This is a genomic window from Vibrio sp. J2-4, assembly GCF_021728155.1.
Classification (GTDB): domain Bacteria; phylum Pseudomonadota; class Gammaproteobacteria; order Enterobacterales; family Vibrionaceae; genus Vibrio; species Vibrio diabolicus.
This window is the reverse complement of sequence record NZ_JAKKCN010000009.1, coordinates 52,031-74,302: the sequence shown is the minus strand read 5'-3', so window position 1 is coordinate 74,302 and position 22,272 is coordinate 52,031. Positions and strand designations below refer to the sequence as shown.

At 45.5% G+C, this 22,272-nt stretch carries 27 protein-coding genes; 16 read left to right on the top strand and 11 right to left on the bottom strand.

Annotation, left to right across the window (positions count from 1 at the left end; all coding sequences use genetic code 11):
- The first annotated feature begins 37 nt into the window (after positions 1-37).
- The 3 genes from pyrB (at position 38) to L3V32_RS22805 (ending at position 1,962) form a co-directional block, all read left to right on the top strand.
- On the top strand, positions 38-967 hold the full coding sequence (gene pyrB / locus L3V32_RS22815) for an aspartate carbamoyltransferase (protein ID WP_005397473.1): 930 nt from the start codon (positions 38-40) through the stop codon (positions 965-967).
- 15 nt (positions 968-982) lie between these two features.
- The gene (pyrI, locus tag L3V32_RS22810) at positions 983-1,444 is read left to right on the top strand and encodes an aspartate carbamoyltransferase regulatory subunit (RefSeq protein WP_005381086.1); all 462 of its coding nucleotides are present in this window, start codon (positions 983-985) and stop codon (positions 1,442-1,444) included.
- 128 nt (positions 1,445-1,572) lie between these two features.
- The gene (locus L3V32_RS22805; protein WP_005381087.1) at positions 1,573-1,962 is read left to right on the top strand and encodes a RidA family protein; all 390 of its coding nucleotides are present in this window, start codon (positions 1,573-1,575) and stop codon (positions 1,960-1,962) included.
- Positions 1,963-2,047: 85 nt separating this feature from the next.
- Here L3V32_RS22805 and L3V32_RS22800 read toward each other — a convergent pair whose 3' ends face one another.
- From L3V32_RS22800 to mlaF, 8 genes are all read right to left on the bottom strand, one after another.
- Positions 2,048-2,773: a 1-acylglycerol-3-phosphate O-acyltransferase gene (locus L3V32_RS22800; protein ID WP_005381088.1), complete on the bottom strand. Its 726-nt coding sequence runs from the start codon at positions 2,771-2,773 to the stop codon at positions 2,048-2,050.
- Positions 2,774-2,919: 146 nt separating this feature from the next.
- Complete coding sequence (gene murA, locus L3V32_RS22795; protein ID WP_053809365.1) at positions 2,920-4,185, bottom strand: UDP-N-acetylglucosamine 1-carboxyvinyltransferase; 1,266 nt, start codon at positions 4,183-4,185, stop codon at positions 2,920-2,922.
- A gap of 9 nt (positions 4,186-4,194) precedes the next feature.
- Positions 4,195-4,449: a BolA family iron metabolism protein IbaG gene (ibaG, locus tag L3V32_RS22790; protein WP_005396230.1), complete on the bottom strand. Its 255-nt coding sequence runs from the start codon at positions 4,447-4,449 to the stop codon at positions 4,195-4,197.
- A 3-nt stretch (positions 4,450-4,452) separates the two neighbouring features.
- The gene (locus L3V32_RS22785; protein ID WP_005396231.1) at positions 4,453-4,773 is read right to left on the bottom strand and encodes a lipid asymmetry maintenance protein MlaB; all 321 of its coding nucleotides are present in this window, start codon (positions 4,771-4,773) and stop codon (positions 4,453-4,455) included.
- Complete coding sequence (gene mlaC, locus L3V32_RS22780; RefSeq protein ID WP_134648101.1) at positions 4,773-5,411, bottom strand: phospholipid-binding protein MlaC; 639 nt, start codon at positions 5,409-5,411, stop codon at positions 4,773-4,775. The genes L3V32_RS22785 and mlaC overlap by 1 nt, the downstream gene beginning before the upstream one ends.
- 2 nt (positions 5,412-5,413) lie before the next feature.
- Entirely contained in the window at positions 5,414-5,902 is a 489-nt protein-coding gene (mlaD, locus tag L3V32_RS22775; protein WP_012841383.1) for an outer membrane lipid asymmetry maintenance protein MlaD, read from the bottom strand.
- Positions 5,903-5,904: 2 nt separating this feature from the next.
- A complete protein-coding gene (gene mlaE, locus L3V32_RS22770; protein WP_005396234.1) occupies positions 5,905-6,696 on the bottom strand; it encodes a lipid asymmetry maintenance ABC transporter permease subunit MlaE in 792 nt (263 codons plus the stop codon).
- Positions 6,686-7,489 (bottom strand): phospholipid ABC transporter ATP-binding protein MlaF, encoded by an 804-nt coding sequence (mlaF, locus tag L3V32_RS22765; RefSeq protein ID WP_005396235.1) that lies wholly within the window; start codon positions 7,487-7,489, stop codon positions 6,686-6,688. The genes mlaE and mlaF overlap by 11 nt, the downstream gene beginning before the upstream one ends.
- Positions 7,490-7,863: 374 nt before the next feature.
- On the opposite strand from mlaF, the gene L3V32_RS22760 reads away from it, so the two are divergent.
- The 11 genes from L3V32_RS22760 (at position 7,864) to mgtE (ending at position 16,626) form a co-directional block, all read left to right on the top strand.
- Positions 7,864-8,829 (top strand): calcium/sodium antiporter, encoded by a 966-nt coding sequence (locus L3V32_RS22760; protein ID WP_005396236.1) that lies wholly within the window; start codon positions 7,864-7,866, stop codon positions 8,827-8,829.
- Positions 8,830-8,858: 29 nt separating this feature from the next.
- Positions 8,859-9,830 carry an arabinose-5-phosphate isomerase KdsD gene (kdsD, locus tag L3V32_RS22755; protein ID WP_005396237.1) on the top strand — a complete coding sequence of 324 codons (972 nt, stop codon included), beginning with the start codon at positions 8,859-8,861 and terminating at the stop codon, positions 9,828-9,830.
- An 86-nt stretch (positions 9,831-9,916) separates the two neighbouring features.
- Positions 9,917-10,480, top strand: coding sequence for an LPS export ABC transporter periplasmic protein LptC (gene lptC / locus L3V32_RS22750; RefSeq protein WP_005396238.1), 564 nt, complete (start codon positions 9,917-9,919; stop codon positions 10,478-10,480).
- Entirely contained in the window at positions 10,461-10,955 is a 495-nt protein-coding gene (lptA, locus tag L3V32_RS22745; protein ID WP_237285316.1) for a lipopolysaccharide transport periplasmic protein LptA, read from the top strand. The genes lptC and lptA overlap by 20 nt, the downstream gene beginning before the upstream one ends.
- Before the next feature lies 1 nt (position 10,956).
- Entirely contained in the window at positions 10,957-11,682 is a 726-nt protein-coding gene (lptB, locus tag L3V32_RS22740) for an LPS export ABC transporter ATP-binding protein (protein ID WP_005396240.1), read from the top strand.
- A 50-nt stretch (positions 11,683-11,732) separates the two neighbouring features.
- Positions 11,733-13,202: an RNA polymerase factor sigma-54 gene (locus L3V32_RS22735; protein ID WP_005396241.1), complete on the top strand. Its 1,470-nt coding sequence runs from the start codon at positions 11,733-11,735 to the stop codon at positions 13,200-13,202.
- A gap of 24 nt (positions 13,203-13,226) precedes the next feature.
- Complete coding sequence (gene hpf / locus L3V32_RS22730) at positions 13,227-13,514, top strand: ribosome hibernation promoting factor (RefSeq protein WP_005381114.1); 288 nt, start codon at positions 13,227-13,229, stop codon at positions 13,512-13,514.
- Between the two features lie 2 nt (positions 13,515-13,516).
- Entirely contained in the window at positions 13,517-13,963 is a 447-nt protein-coding gene (gene ptsN, locus L3V32_RS22725; protein WP_005381116.1) for a PTS IIA-like nitrogen regulatory protein PtsN, read from the top strand.
- 14 nt (positions 13,964-13,977) lie between these two features.
- Entirely contained in the window at positions 13,978-14,841 is an 864-nt protein-coding gene (rapZ, locus tag L3V32_RS22720; RefSeq protein ID WP_085344291.1) for an RNase adapter RapZ, read from the top strand.
- Between the two features lie 2 nt (positions 14,842-14,843).
- Positions 14,844-15,119, top strand: a complete 276-nt coding sequence (locus L3V32_RS22715) for an HPr family phosphocarrier protein (protein ID WP_005396244.1) — start codon at positions 14,844-14,846, stop codon at positions 15,117-15,119.
- A gap of 148 nt (positions 15,120-15,267) precedes the next feature.
- The gene (gene mgtE, locus L3V32_RS22710) at positions 15,268-16,626 is read left to right on the top strand and encodes a magnesium transporter (protein ID WP_006742352.1); all 1,359 of its coding nucleotides are present in this window, start codon (positions 15,268-15,270) and stop codon (positions 16,624-16,626) included.
- Positions 16,627-16,687: 61 nt separating this feature from the next.
- On the opposite strand, the gene pmbA is transcribed toward mgtE, so the two are convergent.
- Positions 16,688-18,031, bottom strand: coding sequence for a metalloprotease PmbA (gene pmbA, locus L3V32_RS22705; RefSeq protein ID WP_006742351.1), 1,344 nt, complete (start codon positions 18,029-18,031; stop codon positions 16,688-16,690).
- Between the two features lie 110 nt (positions 18,032-18,141).
- Here pmbA and yjgA point away from each other — a divergent pair, with 110 nt between their 5' ends.
- Entirely contained in the window at positions 18,142-18,669 is a 528-nt protein-coding gene (gene yjgA / locus L3V32_RS22700; protein WP_005396253.1) for a ribosome biogenesis factor YjgA, read from the top strand.
- Between the two features lie 89 nt (positions 18,670-18,758).
- Here yjgA and L3V32_RS22695 read toward each other — a convergent pair whose 3' ends face one another.
- Entirely contained in the window at positions 18,759-19,721 is a 963-nt protein-coding gene (locus L3V32_RS22695) for a D-2-hydroxyacid dehydrogenase (protein ID WP_237285314.1), read from the bottom strand.
- A 93-nt stretch (positions 19,722-19,814) separates the two neighbouring features.
- Positions 19,815-20,567 (bottom strand): pseudouridine synthase, encoded by a 753-nt coding sequence (locus tag L3V32_RS22690; protein WP_237285312.1) that lies wholly within the window; start codon positions 20,565-20,567, stop codon positions 19,815-19,817.
- A 342-nt stretch (positions 20,568-20,909) separates the two neighbouring features.
- Between L3V32_RS22690 and L3V32_RS22685 the strand changes: the two genes are divergently transcribed.
- Complete coding sequence (locus L3V32_RS22685) at positions 20,910-22,175, top strand: NRAMP family divalent metal transporter (protein WP_237285310.1); 1,266 nt, start codon at positions 20,910-20,912, stop codon at positions 22,173-22,175.
- Positions 22,176-22,272: the final 97 nt, after the last annotated feature.

Here is a 22,272-nt window from a genome sequence, read left to right as displayed (position 1 = left end):
TTTGGATGTAGTCATCAATGTTATAGGGAAGAAGATCATGGCGAACTCGCTTTACCAGAAGCACATCATCTCTATTCCAGAGCTTTCACGTGAAGAGCTGGAACTTATCGTAGAAACAGCAGGCAGCCTTAAAAAAGCACCTCGACCAGAACTGATTAAAAACAAAGTCGTTGCCAGTTGTTTCTTTGAACCATCAACGCGTACTCGCTTGTCGTTTGAAACAGCGATTCAACGCATTGGTGGTGACGTGATTGGCTTTGATAATGATGGTAATACCTCTCTGGCGAAAAAAGGCGAAACACTCGCAGATTCAGTACAGGTCATCTCTTCTTACGTCGATGCCTTTGTGATGCGCCATCCACAAGAAGGCGCCGCTCGCTTGGCCTCTGAATTCTCAAATGGCGTGCCAGTGATCAACGCTGGTGACGGTGCAAACCAACACCCAACTCAAACGCTACTCGACCTATACACCATCGCGGAAACACAAGGTCGTCTAGACAACTTGAACGTCGCGTTCGTCGGTGACCTAAAATATGGCCGCACGGTGCACTCTCTGACTCAAGCATTAGCGAAGTTTAATAACATCCGCTTCTTCTTTGTTGCACCAGAAGCATTGGCAATGCCAGATTACATCTGCGAAGAGCTAGACGAAGCAGGCATTCAATATAGCCTGCACACAGACATGGAGAGTGTGATTCCTGAACTGGATATTCTGTACATGACGCGCGTACAGAAAGAACGCTTTGATGAATCGGAGTACGCGCACATTAAATCGGCGTATATTTTGACAGCGGCATTACTCGAAGGGGCGCGCGAAAATCTAAAAGTACTCCACCCACTACCACGTGTGGATGAAATCACAACCGATGTTGATAAAACGCCTCATGCTTACTTCTTCCAGCAAGCTCAAAATGGCGTATACGCTCGCCAAGCACTGTTGGCGCTTGTTCTAAACGAAACACTGTAATCGAGGAGAAAACCCATGGCTAAAGAAACTCAATTGCAGGTAGAAGCAATCAAAAATGGCACAGTCATCGACCACATCCCTGCGCAAATCGGCATCAAAGTATTAAGACTGTTCGATATGCACAATTCATCACAGCGCGTTACGATTGGTCTGAACTTGCCATCATCGGCACTCGGTCATAAAGATCTACTGAAAATAGAAAATGTGTTTATTAATGAAGAGCAAGCGAGCAAGTTGGCGCTGTATGCTCCTCACGCGACCGTGAACCAAATCGAAAACTATGAAGTGGTGAAAAAGCTCGCGTTAGAGCTTCCAGAGCGCATCAATGATGTCTTCGAATGCCCAAATTCAAACTGTATTTCTCACAATGAGCCAGTAGAAAGCAGCTTTAGCGTATTCGAAAAGAAACAAGAAATCCGCCTAAAGTGTAAGTACTGCGAGAAAGTTTTCTCACGCGAGATCGTAACCGAACGATAAACACACCGTACGACTAGGCGTGATACGTTTAAAATACCCCGCAATGCCGGGGTATTTTACTCTTTACCTACCACGGGTTTAGAGGCAAACTGAGAATCTTTATTCCCTACAACTGATGGAAAAATCAAATGACGAAAGTACTTCACACTGAATCTGCACCAGCAGCAATCGGTCCTTACGTTCAAGGCGTAGATCTAGGTAACATGGTTCTTACTTCAGGCCAAATCCCAGTAAACCCAGCGACAGGTGAAGTGTCTGCTGATATCGCAGAGCAAGCTCGTCAGTCTCTAGAAAACGTAAAGGCTGTGGTTGAATCTTCAGGCCTTAAAGTGTCAGATATCGTTAAGCTAACGGTTTTTGTTAAAGACCTAAACGACTTTGGCACAGTGAACGAAGTTTACGGCAAGTTCTTTGATGAGCACGGCGTAGCAAACTACCCTGCACGTTCTTGTGTAGAAGTCGCTCGCCTACCGAAAGATGTTGGTATCGAGATTGAAGCAATTGCAGTTCGCAAATAATGGCACTTGCTGACAAACATAAAAAAACGGGTAGCTCAGGCTACCCGTTTTTTATTGTCTTTTAGTGATGATATCGCAGCAAAACTTAAGCGGCATTACGCTGTTTGACTTCTTCATCTAACGATTCAAGCTTCTCTTTCATCTGTTCACGACAGATATTTGCTAGCTCGCGAATGCCCTCTTTACCATAGCCTTCAGTACTGATTGGAGGTAGCATTTCAACAATCACATGACCATTGTTCCAACGGTTCAGCTTAATTTTATTCGTCGAGCTACATACGATAGGAATGATTGGTACGCCTGCTCCAATTGCCGCATGAAAAGCACCTGTTTTGAATGGCAGCAAACCACGTCCACGAGAACGCGTGCCTTCAGGGAACATCCACACCGAAACATCACTTTCTTTCATGCTGCTCACTACCTGATCGATAGTACCTTTTGCTTTGGAGCGATTCGCTCTGTCAATCAGAATGTTACCCGTAAGCCAGTAAAGCTGACCAAACAGTGGCATCCAAGCCAAGCTCTTTTTACCTACTGTCACAACTTTCGGAGTCACAGCAGCAGAAACAGTAAACATGTCCCAGTTGTTCTGGTGGTTAGCAATGTAAACATGTTGGCCGCGTGAATACGCATCTTCAGGAATACGCAGCTCTAACTTAATCCCAAATACACGAGACATCTTGGCAAACAAGCGGCCAAAAGTGAAAACGTGCTTAGGGTTTCGGGGGCTTAATAGGCAGTAACCACAACCACCAATAAACATAACAATCGCAAAGATAGCGACAGCAAATACACGTAACAGTGCAATCATTCTTGTTCTCCAGGAACCGGCTTTTGCCAGATACAGCTATTAATTTCTCTCTTTCCATAAAGGATAACTATGGTCATGAGAGTGATATAAAAAAGCCGAAACTCAGGTTTCGGCTCTCTTGATATCCAAGTTACCTGTGGTGCAGTTTAACTTGCCTCGCTCACTCGCTCAATATTTGCGCCAAGTGCAGCCAGTTTATTTTCGATTTTGTCGTAACCGCGGTCGATATGGTAAATACGATCAACGATGGTTTCGCCTTTAGCAATACAGCCCGCAATGACCAAACTAGCCGAAGCTCGTAGGTCGGTTGCCATGACTTGCGCACCACTTAATGACTCAACATCACCACAGATAACGGTGTTGCCTTCAATCTCGGCTTTCGCGCCCATACGCATCAATTCTGGTACGTGCATAAAGCGGTTTTCAAAGATAGTCTCAGTGATCACGCCGCCGCCTTTCGCCATCATGTTTAGTAGCGTAAATTGCGCTTGCATATCGGTTGGGAAGCCTGGATGCGGCGCTGTACGTACACTCACTGCTTTCAGCTCGCGATCAGTCATATCAACTAAAATCCAATCTTCACCCGTTTCAACAAGCGCGCCAGCTTCTTCTAGCTTGGCTAAAACCGCTTCAAGCAAATGAGCGTTAGTGTTACGACATACTACTTTACCACCAGATACCGCGGCAGCGACAAGGAATGTTCCTGTCTCAATACGGTCGGCAACTACGTTGTGTTTACAACCACCTAGGCGCTCAACACCTTCAATCGTGATCGTATCTGTACCTGCACCAGAAATTTTTGCACCAAGCTTATTTAGGAAATCCGCGGTGTCTACAATTTCAGGTTCACGCGCCGCGTTGTCTAGCGTTGTAGTGCCTTCAGCAAGTGCTGCAGCACACATGATGGTGATCGTCGCGCCTACGCTGACTTTATCCATCACGATGTGCGCACCTTTTAGACGACCATCAACCTCAGCTTTAACGTAACCATCTTCAAGCGTAATCGTTGCGCCAAGCTGCTCTAGGCCAGAAATATGCAGATCAACAGGACGAGCACCGATAGCACAACCGCCAGGTAGAGAAACCTGACCTTGACCAAATCGCGCTACGAGCGGGCCCAAAGCCCAAATAGAAGCACGCATGGTTTTCACCAAATCATACGGTGCGCAGTATTCAGTAATGCTACTTGGATCGACGTGAACAGAACCATTACGGCTTACTTTCGCGCCTAAACGCTTAAGCAGTTCCATGGTTGTATCGATATCACGAAGGTGTGGCACGTTTGCCACTTCTACAGGCTCTTCCGCCAAGATAGACGCAAATAAAATCGGCAGTGCTGCGTTTTTTGCACCGGAAATGGTCACTTCACCAACGAGTGGTTTATCTGACCCAATAACTCGAAACTTTTCCATCAATAAACCTTAAAGCGACATCAGTTTCTTATCACGAGCCCACTCTTCTGGTGTGAACGCTTTAATTGATAATGCGTGAATGTCGTTACGCTGGATGTATTCCATCAGAGGACCATAAATTAACTGCTGCTTCTTAACGCGGCTCATTCCATCGAAACAAGCATCAACAGCAACCACCTCATAGTGGCTACCTTCACCTTTTACATGCACTTCTTGAAGGTTTAGTGCTTCTTCTAATAACTGTTGTACTTTTGCGCTATCCACAATTTACCCCTGATAATTCTGTATGTGTTTGGCCACTAAAGATTCAACATTGCTCAGTTGAAACAAAGTGCGCAGTTGCGCCGGCACGAAACTGAGCATTATATGACAGTTTTGCTTTTTTGCATGCTCTAATAAGTGGATTAACATCACCATTCCTGCAGAGTCGACGCGCTCTATCTCTTTTAACGAGCATTCTAGCTCAGCTTGAGCTGGTTGCCATTGCTGAGCATACGCCCACAACGAGGGCACTGTATCTCTATCAAGTGCCCCTGTTAGCTTAAGAATATTTTGATCTAATTGCCACTGAGCGGGAGTCTGAGCCATTATTTCTTCGCCTCAAAGCGAATCGGTTCCGCAGCTAATTTTTCTAGATCTTTCGCGACAGATAGAATGCCTTCTTGACGAATTTTGCTATTCCATTCTGACTGTTTGCTAGAGAGTAAACTGATGCCTTCCGCAATCATATCGAACGCTTCCCACTCACCAGATTTGTTGTCTTTACGCAATTTGAACTCTAGCTTGATGTTTGGACGCGGCGTATCGATGATATCAACTTTAATACTGGTGATACGCTTAGAGTCATCAATGCTAGGCTCAGGACCAAATTCAATTTTTTGGTCACTGTATTGCGTTAGCACTTGGGCATAAGAAGCAATTAAGTACGCGCGAAATGCATCGATAAACTCAAGTACGTCTTCACGTTTCGCTCCTTTTAGGTTTGGACCTAGGAGCTTTAACCCAGCATAGCGGTAGTTGACGTAAGGCATTAGCTCTTCTTCAACAATCACCTTGAGTAAATCTGGGTCTTGTTTGATTTTCGGCTGCTCGGCTTTTAATCTTTCGAACGTGACTTCAGCCACTTGCTTCATCATCTTATAAGGTTCAGTTTTATCCACTTCTGCTGCACTTGTACCAAACGCGCTAAACACAGCACAAACTGAAAGTAATAATCTCGCTAACATAGTTATTCCTTACTTGAATCGTCTGAACCACCTACGCTGTAAAGCACTTGACCAATTAAGTCTTCAAGCACGAGCGCTGATTTGGTGTCTTCGATGGTATCGCCATCGACCAGCATGACTTCATCGTCAAAAACAAAGCCTGGTACTAAACCAATGTATTGCTCACCAATCAAGCCAGACGTCAAAATTTGTACGCTCGACGTTTCTGGGAATTGATTGTATTTGCTATTGATCGATAGAGTTACAACAGGTAATAAGTTATCTGGGTTAAGCGAAATATTGCTTACCCGGCCAATCACAACCCCACCCACTTTTACTGGCGAGCGAACTTTTAAACTACCAATATTATCGAACTCAGCTTTGAGGGTGTAAGTATCACCAGAGCCAATGCTTTTTACGTCAGCAACTTGAAAAATCATCACAAGAATCGCGCAAATTCCCGCTAATACAAAGCTGCCAACCCATAATTCAGTTTTACGTGTTTGTTGCATGATTAATTCCCAAACATCAATGCGGTCAGTACAAAGTCTAGTCCCAGTACTGCTAAAGAAGAATGCACAACAGTGCGCGTAGTTGCTCGGCTGATCCCTTCCGAAGTTGGAATAGCATCATAACCGTTAAATAGAGCGACCCAAGTAACCGTAATTGCAAACGCAAAGCATTTGATCATACTGTTACCAATATCCTGTCCTAGTTCAACTGAGGACTGCATCGCTGACCAAAAACTGCCATGGTCAACACCTTTCCAGTCAACACCAACAAGCTGAGCGCCCCAAATACCCACAGCCATGAAAATCATAGCCAGTAATGGCATTGAAATAGCACCAGCCCAAAAACGTGGCGCGATCACTCTTTTCAAAGGATCTACCGCCATCATTTCAAGGCTAGAGAGTTGCTCCGTCGCTTTCATCAAACCTATCTCTGCAGTTAACGCAGAGCCTGCACGACCAGCAAACAGAAGTGCAGTGACAACGGGCCCTAATTCACGTAGCAATGAGAGCGCCACCATTTGCCCCAAACTGCCCTCTGCGCCGTAATCCACCAGCACAACATAGCCTTGTAGGCTCAAGACCATACCAATGAACAACCCAGATACGACGATAATCGCCAGAGACTGGACGCCTACGGAATAAAGTTGTTTAACGAGCAGAGGAAAGCTTTTGAGCGGTTGTGGCTTAGTAAACAGTGCCCCAATCAGCATGAAAGTCGCACGACCAAATGCTCCGCAGATGGAGAGCGTTCGTCTACCTAGTGAGGCGACAAAATGCATAAAGTTATCGACCATCAAATAAGTCCTTTTCGATACTTTGAGAAGGGAAGCGAAACGGTACAGGACCATCAGCATCACCTTGTAAGAACTGCTGAACGCGAGGGTCAGGATTCTGATTAAGCTCTTCTGGTGTGCCAAAAGCGATAATTTTGCCATCGGCCATCAGATAAACCCAATCGGCAATACTCATCACTTCAGGCACGTCGTGAGAAACGACTATAGAAGTTAAACCTAACGCTTGATTTAGATTACTAATAAGCTCAACCAAGACACCCATGGTGATTGGGTCTTGTCCGACAAATGGTTCATCGTACATGATTAAATCTGGGTCTAGGGCGATCGCACGCGCCAACGCAGCGCGTCTTGCCATGCCACCCGATAGCTCGCTCGGCATCAGTTGTGCCGCGCCGCGTAGACCGACGGCTTCAAGCTTAAGCAATACCATGGTACGAATCAGCTCTTCAGATAAATTCGTATGCTCTCGCAATGGGAAGGCGACGTTATCAAAGACATTCAAATCAGTGAATAAAGCTCCTGATTGAAACAACATGCTCATTTTCTTTCGAGCATGGTAGAGTTTTTTACGCGAGAGAGAGGGAATATTGTCGCCATCAAACCAGATCTCTCCTTGCTCGGGATACAACTGACCACCAATTAAACGCAGCAGTGTTGTTTTACCAATTCCCGATGGTCCCATAATGGCCGTCACTTTGCCCTCAGGAACATGCAGATCAATACCATCAAAGATCTTGCGCTCTCCCCGTGAAAAAGTGAGGTTGTTCACGGTGACTAAATCGTTGTTCGACATATCATCTCTTCTACTGTCGGAGCGTTGCAACTCACGGCATCATCAACCAGACACACAACGGAGTTGAATTTCACGTTTAATAAAGTAACGTCGGTACATTTATTAGGCTGCAATCATAAGCACATTGGCTTTGAATTTAAAGCACTGTTCAATTAAATAAAGTCGAGTATATACCTGCAATTTTTTGTGGATTACGATCAAATCAGCGCAAAGTGTTTAAATCCTAGACAAGAATTGCTGATTTAAATGAACGACATTTGCATACATTTTCGTTACTAACCTTTAATTTATTCGTCGTTTATCTTCCATTTTAGGCCGCAAAAGGTCAAAATTAGCGGTTATTCATTTTACTTATTTAATACTTAGGAATTCTCATGCTCGAAGCCGTAGCGTTGCTTATAGTCGGTCTTGTTTTGCTCGTATGGAGTGCAGATAAACTTGTTTTTGGTTCTGCAGCGATAGCCCGCAACGTCGGTATTTCACCTCTTGTCATCGGCATGACAATCCTTGCGATGGGCTCTTCTGCGCCAGAGATGATGGTTTCTGCAACCGCAGCCTGGGACGGAAAAACCGATACTGCAGTGGGTAACGTTTTAGGCTCAAACATCGCGAACATCGCGTTAATCCTAGGTATTACAGCACTCATAAAGCCTCTGTCGATTAGCTCCGCGGTCATCCGCCGGGAACTGCCATTAATGATTGCAGTAACAGTACTCGCCGGTATTCTGCTTTGGAATAGCCATCTCGGTTTTTATGAAGGTGTCTTATTGTTTGTACTCTTTGGGGCATTTTTATTTGCTATGTTGCAGATCAGCCGCAAAGAACAAAAATCAGGTGATGTTTTTCTTGATGACCAAGAGTCAGAGATCCCAGAAGGCGTCAGCAACCCTAAAGCGATCATGTGGGTGGTTATTGGCCTGATACTGCTTCCTTTGGCAGCAAGCATGCTAGTGGATAACGCGGTGATTATTGCAAAGTATTTTGGCATGAGCGATCTTGTCATCGGTCTGACTATCATTGCCATCGGCACTAGTCTACCTGAGCTCGCAGCATCGCTTGCTGGTGTTTTAAAAGGTGAAGACGACATGGCCGTCGGTAACATTATTGGCTCGAATGTGTTTAATATTCTGGCCGTAATGGGCATTCCTGGCATCATTAATCCATCGGTACTGAGTGAGTACGCGATGGGACGTGACTTCTGGGTCATGTTAGGCGTTTCACTGTTACTTGTCGCGATGTGTTTGGGTAAATCACGCAGTATTAACCGTATTGAAGGTGCAATCTTGTTTGCATGCTTCCTAGGTTATCAAGTGTACTTATTCGCAAACATGGCCGCTTAATTACCACGATAAATAAGTAGAGAACTGATATGTCCAATCAATTTGATTTTCGCGCTGCTGCTAAACAAGTTCTTGATATCGAAGTTGCTGCTCTGCAAGAGCTGGATACCTACTTTGATGATCAATTTGAGAAAGCGTGCGAACTGATCCTTTCCAACAGCGGCAAAGTAGTCGTTATGGGTATTGGCAAGTCAGGCCACATTGGTAACAAGATTGCTGCGACTCTGGCAAGCACGGGGACTTCTGCGTTTTTCGTTCACCCTGGCGAAGCAGCACATGGCGACTTGGGCATGATCAGTCCTGGAGATATTGTGCTCGCAATTTCTAACTCTGGTGAGTCAAACGAAATTCTGTCTCTATTTCCGGTATTAAAACGCCTGAACATCAAGATAATTAGTATGACAGGCAAGCCAGAATCCAATATGGCAAAACTGTCTGACTTGCACCTACAAATTACGGTACCTCAAGAAGCTTGCCCGCTAGGGTTGGCACCGACCAGCAGTACCACGGCCACATTAGTAATGGGAGACGCATTAGCCGTAGCCCTACTCCAAGCGCGTGGTTTTTCTGCCGAAGATTTTGCTCTATCTCATCCAGGTGGCGCGTTAGGGAGAAAACTGCTGCTTAAGTTGTCTGATATTATGCACTTTGGAGAAGCGTTACCTAAAGTTTCTCCAAACGCATTGATTCGCGATGCCCTGCTTGAAATTTCAGAAAAAGGGCTAGGCATGACCGCTATCGTCGATGAACACGATGCTATGCTTGGTATATTCACCGATGGTGATTTACGTCGCACCTTAGACAAACGCATTGATATTCATACGACCGCGATTGGCGAAGTCATGACGACAAATCCAACCACAGCGCACCCTGATATGCTAGCGGTTGAAGGTTTGAACTTGATGCAGAATAAAAATATTAACGCTCTGATTTTATGTAAAGACGAAAAAATTGTGGGTGCACTGAACATGCACGATTTACTAAAAGCTGGCGTGATGTAATATCAGCACAAACATTTAAATCATTTATTACACAAATAAAGGCAATGGTCAGGGAAGTACTGAGCTAAACGATAGGCCTTCATTATATGAGTTTTACTCGCCTTATTTATTTGCTCTTGATCTTCGTTGTCGCATGGTGCGGTTATTACCTACTGACCCCAAAAGGCAACGACGCAATTCAAGTAGCACCAGATTCTGAACTGCCCATGTTCAGTGGTACTGGACTGGAAAACATCACCTATGGTGAAGATGGTGTCCGCAGTTACATCATCCGCTCCACGAACTTAGACCATTATGCTAAAAGTGGAGATACCATTTTTAATAACCCGACTTTGATGGTTTACCGTGAAGGTAGCGTCATTGAATGGAAGGTGACGGCCACAAGAGCCGTGTTAGATGAAGACCAAGTCTTAACGTTATATGACAAGGTCTTAATGCAAAATCTTCTGCCAGGTGCGAGTTTTGATACCATGGCAACAGACAAGTTAGTCATTAATCTAACCAATCGTGATTTTAAAGCTGATCAACAAGTCATGTTGGTTGGGCCACAATTTGAAACTACTGGAGGCGCAATGCAAGGCAACTTAAAGCAGCATACCGCAACTCTGACAGACGAAGTTCAAGGTCGATATGAAACCGTTACACCTTAGCCTACTGGCACTGGTATTGGCGGCGCCTCAAGCGCTGGCACTTAAGTCGGATACTCAACAACCGGTTTACATTAACTCTGACACCCAACAGGTGGATATGAAGAGTAACCAGGTTATCTTTAAAGGCGATGTATCTCTTAAGCAAGGTAGCATCAATATCGGTGCTGATAGAATCGTGGTAACGCGCGATCCTAAAACCGAAGCCATCAAACAGATTCAAGCATTTGGTAAACCTGCCAAGTTTTCTCAGCTGATGGACGATGGTAAGACACTGAGTGGTCAAGCTGTGGAGCTGGATTACCGTATTTCTACAGACGAATTGACCATGAAAGGTCAAGCGCAACTGGCACAAGACAACAACACCATTAAAGGTTCTTCGATTCGTTACCAAATTGGTAAACAAAAGCTAGTCGCTGATAGCTCTAAGGAAGAGCGCGTTACGACCATTTTGCAACCCAATCAGATAGAGAACTAATATGGCAGTACTGAGTGCGAAAAACTTGGCGAAAAGCTACAAAAAGCGCAAAGTCGTAACCGATGTTAGCTTGGAAGTTGAATCTGGTCAGATTGTTGGACTGCTAGGCCCAAACGGCGCAGGTAAAACCACCTCGTTTTATATGATTGTCGGCTTGGTGCCACGAGATGAAGGCACCATTACCATTGATGATAAAGACATCAGTATTCTGCCGATGCACAGTCGTTCGCGTCTCGGGATTGGCTACCTTCCGCAAGAAGCGTCGATTTTCCGTAAGCTGTCGGTGGAAGATAACATCATGGCCGTACTCGAAACTCGTCAAGAAATGACACGTGAAGAGCGCCAAGATAAGCTGGAAGATTTGTTGGAAGAATTCCACATTCAGCACATCAGAACCAGTGCGGGTATGGCACTATCGGGGGGTGAGCGACGCAGAGTGGAAATCGCTCGCGCTTTAGCAGCCAACCCTCAATTCATTTTGTTGGATGAACCTTTCGCTGGTGTTGACCCAATCTCGGTTAATGACATCAAGAAAATCATCGAGCATCTACGCGATCGCGGCCTCGGAGTGTTAATCACTGACCATAACGTGCGTGAAACACTGGACGTATGCGAAAAAGCCTATATCGTAAGCCAAGGGCACCTAATTGCATCGGGAACTCCGGCAGAAGTTCTCAATAATGAACAGGTGAAACAAGTTTATCTCGGCGAACAATTCCGTCTATGATTATATTAGGAACGGTAAGATTCTGAGCATTACAAGGTAAGTAACACTGAATGAAACCTTCATTACAACTCAAGCTAGGTCAACAGTTAGCCATGACGCCACAGTTGCAACAAGCGATTCGCTTACTGCAACTGTCGACACTCGATCTTCAACAGGAAATCCAAGAAGCCTTGGATTCAAACCCATTATTGGAAGTTGAAGAAGGCCAAGATGAGCCTCTAGCAAACGGTGAAGATAAATCAGCGGTCGAGGCTGCTGATAGCAACAGTGCTAACGAACCAGCAGACATTGACGTTCCAGACAGTTCAGACGTAATTGAGAAGTCAGAGATCAGCTCTGAACTTGAAATCGATACCACTTGGGATGACGTCTACAGCGCGAATACCGGTAGCACTGGCTTAGCTCTTGATGATGATATGCCTGTCTACCAAGGCGAAACCACGGAATCATTGCATGACTACCTAATGTGGCAGCTTGACCTGACACCATTCAGTGAAACCGATCGTACGATTGCATTAGCGATTATTGACGCTGTTGACGACTACGGTTACCTAACCCTATCTCCTGAAGAAATTCATGAGAGCTTCGATAACGAAGAGATTGAGTTAGACGAAGTAGAAGCCGTTCGTAAACGTATTCAGCAGTTCGATCCGCTCGGTGTGGCATCACGCAACTTACAAGAGTGCCTACTGCTACAGCTAGCGACTTTCCCAGAAGACACACCGTGGCTTGCTGAAGCCAAAATGATTCTTGCGGATCATATTGATCACCTGGGGAACCGTGATTACAAGCTCGTCATCAAAGAGACTAAGCTGAAAGAAGCCGATCTCCGTGAAGTCCTCAAACTTATCCAGCAGTTAGATCCTCGTCCCGGTAGCCGTATCACACCGGATGATACCGAGTACGTAATTCCAGATGTGTCCGTTTTTAAAGACAACGGCAAATGGACCGTTTCTATCAACCCAGATAGCGTTCCAAAATTAAAAGTAAATCAACAATATGCTCAATTAGGCAAAGGCAATAGCGCGGATAGCCAGTACATCCGCAGCAATTTGCAAGAGGCAAAATGGTTAATTAAGAGCTTAGAGAGTAGAAACGAGACGCTACTCAAAGTTGCAAGATGTATTGTTGAACATCAACAAGATTTCTTCGAGTATGGTGAGGAAGCCATGAAGCCAATGGTACTAAATGATGTAGCCTTGGCAGTGGACATGCATGAATCCACGATTTCTCGTGTAACAACACAAAAATTTATGCATACACCACGTGGCATTTTTGAATTGAAGTACTTCTTCTCTAGCCATGTTAGTACTGACAACGGCGGAGAATGTTCGTCAACAGCAATTCGCGCACTCATTAAAAAACTGGTCGCAGCAGAGAATACTGCTAAGCCATTGAGTGATAGCAAGATTGCTGCTCTTCTGGCTGACCAAGGGATTCAGGTCGCGAGACGTACGATAGCCAAATATCGAGAATCCTTGGGAATTGCCCCTTCAAGTCAGCGTAAACGCCTATTATAAGGCACTAACTGAAAAGGAAAGTCTATGCAAATCAATATTCAAGGCCATCACGTTGATCTTACCGATTCAATGCAAGACTATGTAAATTCTAAGTTTCAGAAGCTCGAAAGGTTCTTCGACCATATCAATCAAGTACATGTTGTACTAAAAGTTGAAAAAATCACTCAAATCGCGGAAGCTACGCTTCATATAAATCAAGGCGAAATCCACGCATCAGCTGATGACGAAAATATGTATGCCGCGATCGATTCGCTGGTAGATAAATTGGTTCGCCAACTCAATAAGCACAAAGAAAAACTAAACAGTCATTAATCATGCAACTGAGCGAAATACTGTCATTGGACTGCACCAAGAGTGCGGTCCACTGCACGAGTAAAAAACGCGCCCTTGAAATGATCAGCCGCATCGTGGCTGATCAAACGGGCCAAGATTCTACCGAACTGTTCGAGTGCATGCTCAACAGAGAGAAAATGGGCAGTACTGGTATCGGAAACGGTATTGCGATCCCACACGCTAGAATGCAATCGAGCGACAAGGCTATTGCTGTCTTGCTGCAATGTGATGAAGCCATTGAATTCGATGCGATTGATAATCGACCTGTCGACCTTCTTTTTGCGCTCCTTGTACCAGAAGAACAGTGCAAAGAGCACCTCAAGACTCTATCCTCTATGGCAGAACGTCTGAGCGATAAGCAAGTATTGAAACTACTGCGCAATGCTCAGAGTGATGAAGAACTTTACGACATCATGATTCACCAATAAGCAGGACGGACATCATGCGACTAATCGTGGTTAGCGGGCACTCAGGTGCCGGTAAGAGTATTGCGCTGCGCGTACTGGAAGACTTAGGTTATTACTGTGTTGATAACCTCCCAGTGAATTTGCTGGACGCATTTGTTCATTCTATTGCTGACAGCAAGCAGAATGTTGCGGTAAGCATTGATATTCGCAATATCCCTAAAAAGCTAAAAGAACTGACTGGTACACTGGAGCAGTTGAAAACAGAGCTTGATGTGACCGTGCTTTTCTTGGACGCCAATAAGGAAACGCTACTCAAACGCTACAGCGAAACACGCCGAATCCACCCTTTATCTTTAGGTGGCACCTCTCTCTCTCTTGACCAAGCCATCGAGCGTGAGAAAGAAATTTTAACGCCACTTAAAGCACATGCCGATCTTGTACTGAACAGCAGCGGACAATCTTTGCATGAGTTGAGTGAAACCGTGCGTATGCGTGTTGAAGGCAGAGATCGCAAAGGGCTTGTTATGGTATTTGAGTCTTTTGGCTTCAAATATGGCCTGCCTTCCGATGCCGATTACGTATTCGACGTTCGCTTCTTACCCAACCCACATTGGGAACCAGCGTTGCGCCCACTTACGGGTTTGGATGCCCCTATCGCCGCATTTTTGGAGCAGCACCAATCGGTGTTAAGTTTGAAATACCAAATTGAAAACTTTATAGAGAATTGGTTACCTCTGCTCGAGAAAAATAACCGCAGCTATTTGACCGTTGCAATAGGTTGTACCGGAGGTAAACATCGTTCGGTGTACTTAACTCAGCAAATCGGTGAGTACTTCGCCAATAAAGGACACCAAGTGCAAATTCGTCATACCTCACTAGAGAAAAACACTAAGGAGTAGCTGTGGAGTTAAGTCGTAAAGTATTGATTCAAAATCGCCTTGGCTTACATGCTCGCGCAGCCGTCAAACTGGTCGAACTGGCCCAGAGCTTTGAAGCGGTCATCACTATCGACAATGAAGAAGACAAAACCGCCACAGCAGACAGCGTAATGGGTTTATTAATGCTTGAGTCTGCTCAAGGACAGTACGTCACAATCCACGCTGCGGGTGAGCAAGCAGAAGAAGCACTGGATGCCGTTTGCCACTTAATCGAAGATAAATTTGATGAAGGCGAGTAATTTACTCGCTTTTTTATTACCTCTCACTCTCCTTCCCCTCACTGCTCCAATAAATAAATTTGCTTAGTATCATAAGTTGTTATTAAAAGGCGCCTAGAATTAAGTTATTATTCAACGCATTGTAAATATCAGGAATTGGGAGGAATGAATGGCAGAGCAAATTGAATTCGACCAAGCTCACCAAGCCCTCCAAGAAGTCACAGAAGCGCTAGAAAATGGCCGCTTCGTCCATGTTCGTCGTCAGTTACAGGACATGGAACCTGAGGATATCGCTCACCTTTTAGAAGCCTCTCCACGCAAAAGCCGTGAAGTTCTCTGGCAACTCACCGACCCTGAAGACTACGGTGAAATCCTCGACGAACTGAACGAAGACGTCAAAGATAGTCTCGTATCCAAAATGGCACCAGAAGCGCTTGCAGAAGCGACAGAAGGCATGGATACCGATGACGTGGCTTATGTACTGCGTAGCTTGCCAGACAACCTGTCACGCGAAGTCCTGTCGCAAATGGACTCCTCTGACCGTCTGCGTGTCGAAACCGCCCTGTCCTACCCAGAAGACACTGCAGGTGGACTGATGAACACCGACGTTATCACGATTCGTGGTGACGTAGATGTGGACGTGGTTTTACGTTATCTGCGTATGAAAGGTGAACTACCAGAAGCAACGGATGCACTTTATGTCATTGATGAAGAAAGCAAACTGATTGGTGAACTACCCATTACTCTGCTGATCACGACCCAGCCTGATGTCAAAATTGTCGACATCATGGAAGATGCTGACGAAGCGATCACTGTCGATACCAGTGATTCAGATGTTGCTAGTCTGTTCGAACGTCGTAACTGGGTCTCTGCTCCTGTCGTAGACGAGAATCAGCATCTCGTTGGCCGTATCACTATCGATGACGTAGTTGACGTTATCCGTGAAGATGCCGAGCACTCGATGATGAGTATGGCAGGTATGGACGATGACGAAGATACCTTCGCACCCGTTGTAAAATCAGCTCGCAAACGCAGTATCTGGCTTGGGGCCAACGTGTTGGCCGCACTCGCTGCCGCTTCTGTTTCTAACATGTTTGAAGCCACGCTAGACCAGATGGCGGCCATTGCCGTATTGATGACGATTGTTCCTTCCATGGGTGGTGTCGCTGGTAACCAAACCGTCGCACTAGTGATTCGTGGTCTTGCTCTTGGTCATATCGGTGACTCGAACAAACGAGAACTGTTGATGAAAGAAGCCTCGATCGGTTTACTCAACGGCATCATGTGGGCGCTGATTATTGGCGGCATTGTTGTCGCTTGGAAAGGTAACTGGATGCTAGGAGGAATCATTTCCGCCGCGATGCTGACTAACTTATTGGTCGCTGGGGTTGCCGGAGTAACGATTCCAATCCTCTTAAAGAAAATGAACATCGACCCAGCTTTAGCTGGTGGTATGGCGTTAACGACCGTAACGGATGTAATTGGTTTATCAGTATTCTTAGGGCTTGCCACAATACTGATTACCTAACTGCAAAAACTAAAAAGCCTGATGAACACATCAGGCTTTTTTAATTCTGAACTAGGAAAGCTTACTCACCTGCAACTTTCATCGCATCCAGTAAGATTGAACCCGTTTGAATTTGCGAGCGCGTTTCAACGTCGCTACCTACGGCAACAATCTTATTGAACATGTCCTTCAGATTACCAGCGATGGTAATTTCCGATACTGGGTATTGGATTTCACCGTTCTCAACCCAGAAGCCTGCAGCACCTCGAGAGTAATCACCTGTTACCACGTTCACGCCTTGCCCCATCACTTCTGTCACTAACAAACCAGTGCCGAGCTCTTTGAGCATTTGTTCGAAGTTTTGACCAGTCGATTTCACGTACCAGTTATGGATGCCACCAGCGTGACCTGTCGGCGCCATCTTCATTTTACGTGCGGCATAACTGGTTAACAGATAAGTTGCTAGCACACCGTCAGTAATGATCTCACGGTCTTGAGTATATACGCCTTCGCTATCGAATGGGCTTGACGCCAAACCACGTAATACATGTGGACGTTCCGAGATATTGAACCACTCAGGAAGCACTTGCTTACCAAGGTGATCAAGTAGAAAAGAAGATTTACGGTACAGGTTACCACCGCTGATCGCCATAACTAGGTGACCAATCAAGCCAGTTGCAACATCAGCGGCAAACATGATTGGGTATTTACCTGTCTTTAGGCGCTGCGCATCTAAGCGGTTAATCGTATTCTCTGCAGCCTTACGACCCACTGTTTCTGGTGTCCATAAGTCATCGCGATGACGTGCCACTGTGTAGCTGTAATCACGCTCCATTTCGCCATTTTGACCAACGCCAATCACACAACAGCTGGTACTGTGGCGGCTAGACGCATAGCTTGCTAATAATCCATGGCTGTTACCATACACTTTTACACCGTAGTGGCTATCATAACTCGCGCCATCACTTTGCTTGATTGCACTGTTATAACTTAACGCTTCTTTCTCAGCGGCGATCGCCACATCGGCAGCATAATCGGGATCAGGGGCGTCTGGGTGGAAAAGATCAAGCTCGGGGATCTCTTGCACCATGTATTCTTTGGCTGCGGGCCCTGCAAATGGATCTTCAGATGTGTAATGCGCAATATCCAGCGCCGCAATAACGGTTTGCTCGATAGCAGCTTCACTTAAATCAGACGTGGAAGCACTGCCTTTACGTTGACCTCGGTAAACGGTAATGCCCAGCGCACCATCGCTGTTGAACTCGACATTTTCTACCTCGCCCATGCGAGTAGATACACTTAAACCAGTGCTTTTGGTAATTGCGACTTCGGCGGCGTCAGATTTTGCCGATGCAAGTTTTAAGGCTCTTGCGACGGCTTGCTCTAGCTCGGTACGTTGCTCAGCAACCTGCTGTTTAATATCCATTGTCTTTCACATCTTGTCTTTGATGAACAATAGGATAACAAGAATTTCGCTTTCTCCCCACGATTCTTGTTAAAATAGTCATAATATTAATCAAAACACAGGCAACTGAAATGGCACGTAAGAATCAAAAAGCGCCATGGGAACCAGAAGAAGAGATCATCTGGGTAAGCAAATCCGAGATGAAGCGAGACATGGAAGAACTGCAAAAGCTAGGTGAGGAGCTTGTCGGCCTCAAACCTGCAGTTCTCGAAAAGTTTCCATTGAGCGAAGACCTGCGAGAAGCAATTGCAGACGCGCAACGCTTTAAAAACGAAGCACGTCGTCGCCAATTACAACGTATTGGTAAGTTGATGCGTTATGAAGATCCAGAGCCAATCCAAGCGGCGTTGGATAAGATTCGTAACAAGCACTCTCAATTAACGGCGGTATTCCACAAGCTTGAAGCTCTGCGTGATCGCGTGGTGGAAGAAGGCGACAAAGCCATTGATGACGTAATGGAAATGTACCCAGAAGCGGATCGTCAGCGTCTACGCCAATTGGCTCGCCAAGCAGCGAAAGAGAAAAAGGCTGGGAAACCAGCAAAAGCGTACCGCGAAATCTTCCAGATCCTAAAAGGTCTAAACGAAGAAGAGTTTTAATTCGAGGGCTCAAGCAATGAGCATTCGATTTAAACGCAAAAAGCAGACGTCAATGTCTGCTTTTTTTATCTTTGGTTTTACAGTCAGCGTTACACTAAGCGATTAACGCGGTCTCCGCGCTCGAAAGCGTTAATGTTCTCAATCAAGATTTCCGCTAAACGTTGGATAGATGAGTCGCTGCCCCATGCAACATGCGGTGTCAGTAACAAATTAGGTAAACTCATATTGGCAATCAGCAGATTGCTCTCATCAGCCGGTTCTTGTGTAAAAACATCAAAACCAGCCGCTGCAATTTCTTCCTGTTTTAAGGCTTCCACCAGCGCTTCCTCATTAACCAAGCCTCCACGCCCCGTATTAATTAGAATGGCGTTGGACTTCATTTGTTGCAACTCTGCTTGACCAATTAAATTCTGAGTATGCTCGTTGAGCGGACAGTGCAAAGTCAACGCATCAGAACGTTTCAACACTTCTTCAAACGGTACATAACCAGGTCGACATTCCGGTGCACCTTTACGCTCAGCAAAGATCACCTGCATGCCTAGCGCATTCGCTAACTGTGCTGTCGCTTGCCCTAAAGCGCCGCTGCCAACAACACCTAGTGTGCTACCACCTATATCCCCGATTGGGTGCGTAAAAAAGCAAAACTGCTTATTACGCTGCCATTCGCCAGCGGCAATATCTTGATGGTAACCAAATAAATTTCGGCGTAAAGCAAACAGCATCGCCATCACGTGCTCAGGTACCGAACGCGTCGCGTAACCACGTACATTGGCAACCGCAATATCATGCTTAGCACAGTAGTCCACATCGACGTTGTTAAAACCAGTTGCGGCAACCGCGATCATCCGCAATTGTGATAGTTGCTCTAATACATTTTGGTCAAGCAGGACTTTATTGCTAATCACGATATCTGCATCTGCTAACCTTTCTATTACCTGCTCTGGCGCGGTTAAGTCGTACTCACGCCAGTGGTGCTGAAAGCTAGGTCGTGGGATCTCAATATGTTCTGGGATGGTCGCTCGGTCCAAAAATACGATGGTCGGCAAAGACATAACAACTCCTTATTCACGGCTGAAAGACAGGATACATCAACCACAGTAACGAAATAGCGAACTAGAAAGAACCGTTGTTGACTGCGGTTGGCATTAAGGGTGTGGCAACGTTTTATAATCAGGCAATGTACGTTCTGGCGAAAAATAGTTAAAGATCGCCGCCTCGGCTTCAGGATAAAAGTCACAAGGTACAAAAATACTGCTCAGCTGATCCGTAGCTGGATGATAAAAACTTAGCTCCGCAGCGTGCAACTCTAAACGTTCTGAAAACTGATACGCCTCTTCGCTTGCATAAAACTCATCACCCACAATCGCATGACCAATCGCCATCAAATGCACGCGTAACTGATGCGATCGACCAGTAATGGGCAGTAGTCGCACAACGGTCGTATGGGTGCTATCAGGGTGCACTTCACGCTTCACCACTTGGAATAAAGTTTGAGATGGCTTGCCGTCGTCGAAGCATACTTTTTGTCGCGGACGATTTGGCCAATCACAAATTAATGGAAGATCAATATTCCCTTCTTGCGGCTCAACATGCCCCCAAACACGTGCGTAATACACCTTGTGGGTGAGACGATATTGGAACTGCTTTTTTAATGCTCGCTCCGAAGGTTTGTTTTTCGCCAGCAGCATCAACCCTGATGTCGACATATCCAAGCGATGCACTACTTGGATTTCTGGATGCACTTCCTTGAGGCGGCTCCACATGCTGTCGTAATGCTCTGCAAGTCGACCAGGAACAGACAGTAACCCAGATGGCTTATTCACTGCCAGAATGTCGTCATCCTCAAAAACGATATCGACCCAAGGATCGGTGGGAGGGGTATATTCAAGCATTGCCATGGGAGATCTCTACAAAATAAAAACGCCGCGATTATATACCCAAATAGCACCCAGATGCAGGGTTCTGAAGAAAAGTTCAAACCAATAACACAAAGTCAATCCTTTAGCATAAAAACTAAAAATAGCACGTTGTAAATTTAGTTTGACAACAAGACGCATAACTGAATAGAGTGCTAGATGCACACAGCATGATATTCGCAAAGAATACTTAAAATAAATACATCAAAACACAGCATTTAAAAGACATTACCGTTGCGCAGTATAGGGCGAGCGCTCAGCTTGTCATGTACTGCGGTATGTATCTCTTTAGAAAGGTACATAAGATAAAAAGGACAATAAGCAATGGACTCCGCCGTTATAGATAAACCCCAATCCAAACTTTCCTTATTTTTTCGTTCGTTAGGCCCCGGCATATTAATGGCATCTGCTGCGGTGGGTGGCTCTCACCTCGTCGCATCAACCAAAGCTGGTGCGATTTATGGCTGGCAACTGGCGGCGCTGATTCTGCTCGTAAACCTGTTTAAATACCCTTTTTTCCGAGCGGGTGTACAGTACACCATGGGGACAGGGCTCACCTTGGTTGAGGGCTACGCGAAATTAGGTCGGCCTTATCTATGGCTATTTCTATTTCTGAGCGTGGTCTCAGCCGTAATCAATACCGCCGCTTTGTTGATGTTTAGTGCTAGCTTGCTGGGCTACTTCATTCCGTTTTCACTATCAATGGCATCACTCAGTATCATTGTGATTGTCACCTGCCTGATCATATTATTTGCTGGCCATTACAAAGCGCTCGATACGCTATCTAAGGTGATCATGTCGGTGTTAACCATCGCGACTTTACTTGCCGTTTCTATCGCCTTTGGTAACCCTGTTGAGCAAGTGGCCAACTTCGAGCCAACGTCACCTTGGTCGATTGCGGCAATTGGCTTTATCGTCGTAACAATGGGCTGGATGCCAGCACCGATAGAGATCTCCTGCTTGACCTCTGCGTGGTTAAAACGCCAATCAAGCCAGCAAGAAGTAACGTATCGCTCTGCTCTATTTGACTTTAATGTCGGTTACATTGGCACGGCTTTTCTTGCCATTATCTTTGTATCATTAGGTTCTTTGATGCTTTATGGATCTGGCGTTGCGCTTGAAAGTTCTGGCGTTGGCTTCTCCCATCAATTGGTTGGCTTATATGCGGCGACGATTGGCGAATGGTCTCGTTACTTGATAGCGGTAATTGCGTTTTTCTGTATCTTTGGCAGCACGATTACCGTTATTGATGGCTACTCGCGCGTTATTTCTGACTCTCAACGTCTACTGCGCTCGCAACCAGACACGAACCCTAAAACCACTTCAGCGATCATGCTGGTGGTCGCCTTATTTGCATTGGGTATTGTGGTTTTCTGGGCTTCTGCGTTATTGCCTATGCTGAACTTTGCGATGATCCTCGCCTTTATGACCACACCATTCTTTGCTCTGCTAAATTACACATTAGTGAGCAAAACCGAGTTACCTGAACCTCTGGCTGTTGGACCTAAATTGAAGTGGTTGTCGATTGCAGGCCTGATTTACTTGTTTGGCTTCTTGGCTGTATTTATCTGGTGGAAATGGTTGATGTAAATGAGTTAGCTATGAGTGAGTAATGCATTCTGCATAAAGAAACTAAACCGCAAATAAAGAAAAAGGTCTTCAACTGAAGACCTTTTTTAATGAGCAA

What these genes read in the sequence shown, in the direction of transcription:
- pyrB (WP_005397473.1), top strand. Translation starts at nt 38, where the DNA reads ATGGCGAACTCGCTTTACCAGAAGCACATCATCTCTATTCCAGAGCTT.
- pyrI (WP_005381086.1), top strand. Translation starts at nt 983, where the DNA reads ATGGCTAAAGAAACTCAATTGCAGGTAGAAGCAATCAAAAATGGCACA.
- L3V32_RS22805 (WP_005381087.1), top strand. Translation starts at nt 1,573, where the DNA reads ATGACGAAAGTACTTCACACTGAATCTGCACCAGCAGCAATCGGTCCT.
- L3V32_RS22800 (WP_005381088.1), bottom strand. Translation starts at nt 2,773, where the DNA reads ATGATTGCACTGTTACGTGTATTTGCTGTCGCTATCTTTGCGATTGTT.
- murA (WP_053809365.1), bottom strand. Translation starts at nt 4,185, where the DNA reads ATGGAAAAGTTTCGAGTTATTGGGTCAGATAAACCACTCGTTGGTGAA.
- L3V32_RS22785 (WP_005396231.1), bottom strand. Translation starts at nt 4,773, where the DNA reads ATGGCTCAGACTCCCGCTCAGTGGCAATTAGATCAAAATATTCTTAAG.
- mlaC (WP_134648101.1), bottom strand. Translation starts at nt 5,411, where the DNA reads ATGTTAGCGAGATTATTACTTTCAGTTTGTGCTGTGTTTAGCGCGTTT.
- mlaD (WP_012841383.1), bottom strand. Translation starts at nt 5,902, where the DNA reads ATGCAACAAACACGTAAAACTGAATTATGGGTTGGCAGCTTTGTATTA.
- mlaE (WP_005396234.1), bottom strand. Translation starts at nt 6,696, where the DNA reads ATGGTCGATAACTTTATGCATTTTGTCGCCTCACTAGGTAGACGAACG.
- mlaF (WP_005396235.1), bottom strand. Translation starts at nt 7,489, where the DNA reads ATGTCGAACAACGATTTAGTCACCGTGAACAACCTCACTTTTTCACGG.
- L3V32_RS22760 (WP_005396236.1), top strand. Translation starts at nt 7,864, where the DNA reads ATGCTCGAAGCCGTAGCGTTGCTTATAGTCGGTCTTGTTTTGCTCGTA.
- kdsD (WP_005396237.1), top strand. Translation starts at nt 8,859, where the DNA reads ATGTCCAATCAATTTGATTTTCGCGCTGCTGCTAAACAAGTTCTTGAT.
- lptC (WP_005396238.1), top strand. Translation starts at nt 9,917, where the DNA reads ATGAGTTTTACTCGCCTTATTTATTTGCTCTTGATCTTCGTTGTCGCA.
- lptA (WP_237285316.1), top strand. Translation starts at nt 10,461, where the DNA reads ATGAAACCGTTACACCTTAGCCTACTGGCACTGGTATTGGCGGCGCCT.
- lptB (WP_005396240.1), top strand. Translation starts at nt 10,957, where the DNA reads ATGGCAGTACTGAGTGCGAAAAACTTGGCGAAAAGCTACAAAAAGCGC.
- L3V32_RS22735 (WP_005396241.1), top strand. Translation starts at nt 11,733, where the DNA reads ATGAAACCTTCATTACAACTCAAGCTAGGTCAACAGTTAGCCATGACG.
- hpf (WP_005381114.1), top strand. Translation starts at nt 13,227, where the DNA reads ATGCAAATCAATATTCAAGGCCATCACGTTGATCTTACCGATTCAATG.
- ptsN (WP_005381116.1), top strand. Translation starts at nt 13,517, where the DNA reads ATGCAACTGAGCGAAATACTGTCATTGGACTGCACCAAGAGTGCGGTC.
- rapZ (WP_085344291.1), top strand. Translation starts at nt 13,978, where the DNA reads ATGCGACTAATCGTGGTTAGCGGGCACTCAGGTGCCGGTAAGAGTATT.
- mgtE (WP_006742352.1), top strand. Translation starts at nt 15,268, where the DNA reads ATGGCAGAGCAAATTGAATTCGACCAAGCTCACCAAGCCCTCCAAGAA.
- pmbA (WP_006742351.1), bottom strand. Translation starts at nt 18,031, where the DNA reads ATGGATATTAAACAGCAGGTTGCTGAGCAACGTACCGAGCTAGAGCAA.
- yjgA (WP_005396253.1), top strand. Translation starts at nt 18,142, where the DNA reads ATGGCACGTAAGAATCAAAAAGCGCCATGGGAACCAGAAGAAGAGATC.
- L3V32_RS22695 (WP_237285314.1), bottom strand. Translation starts at nt 19,721, where the DNA reads ATGTCTTTGCCGACCATCGTATTTTTGGACCGAGCGACCATCCCAGAA.
- L3V32_RS22690 (WP_237285312.1), bottom strand. Translation starts at nt 20,567, where the DNA reads ATGGCAATGCTTGAATATACCCCTCCCACCGATCCTTGGGTCGATATC.
- L3V32_RS22685 (WP_237285310.1), top strand. Translation starts at nt 20,910, where the DNA reads ATGGACTCCGCCGTTATAGATAAACCCCAATCCAAACTTTCCTTATTT.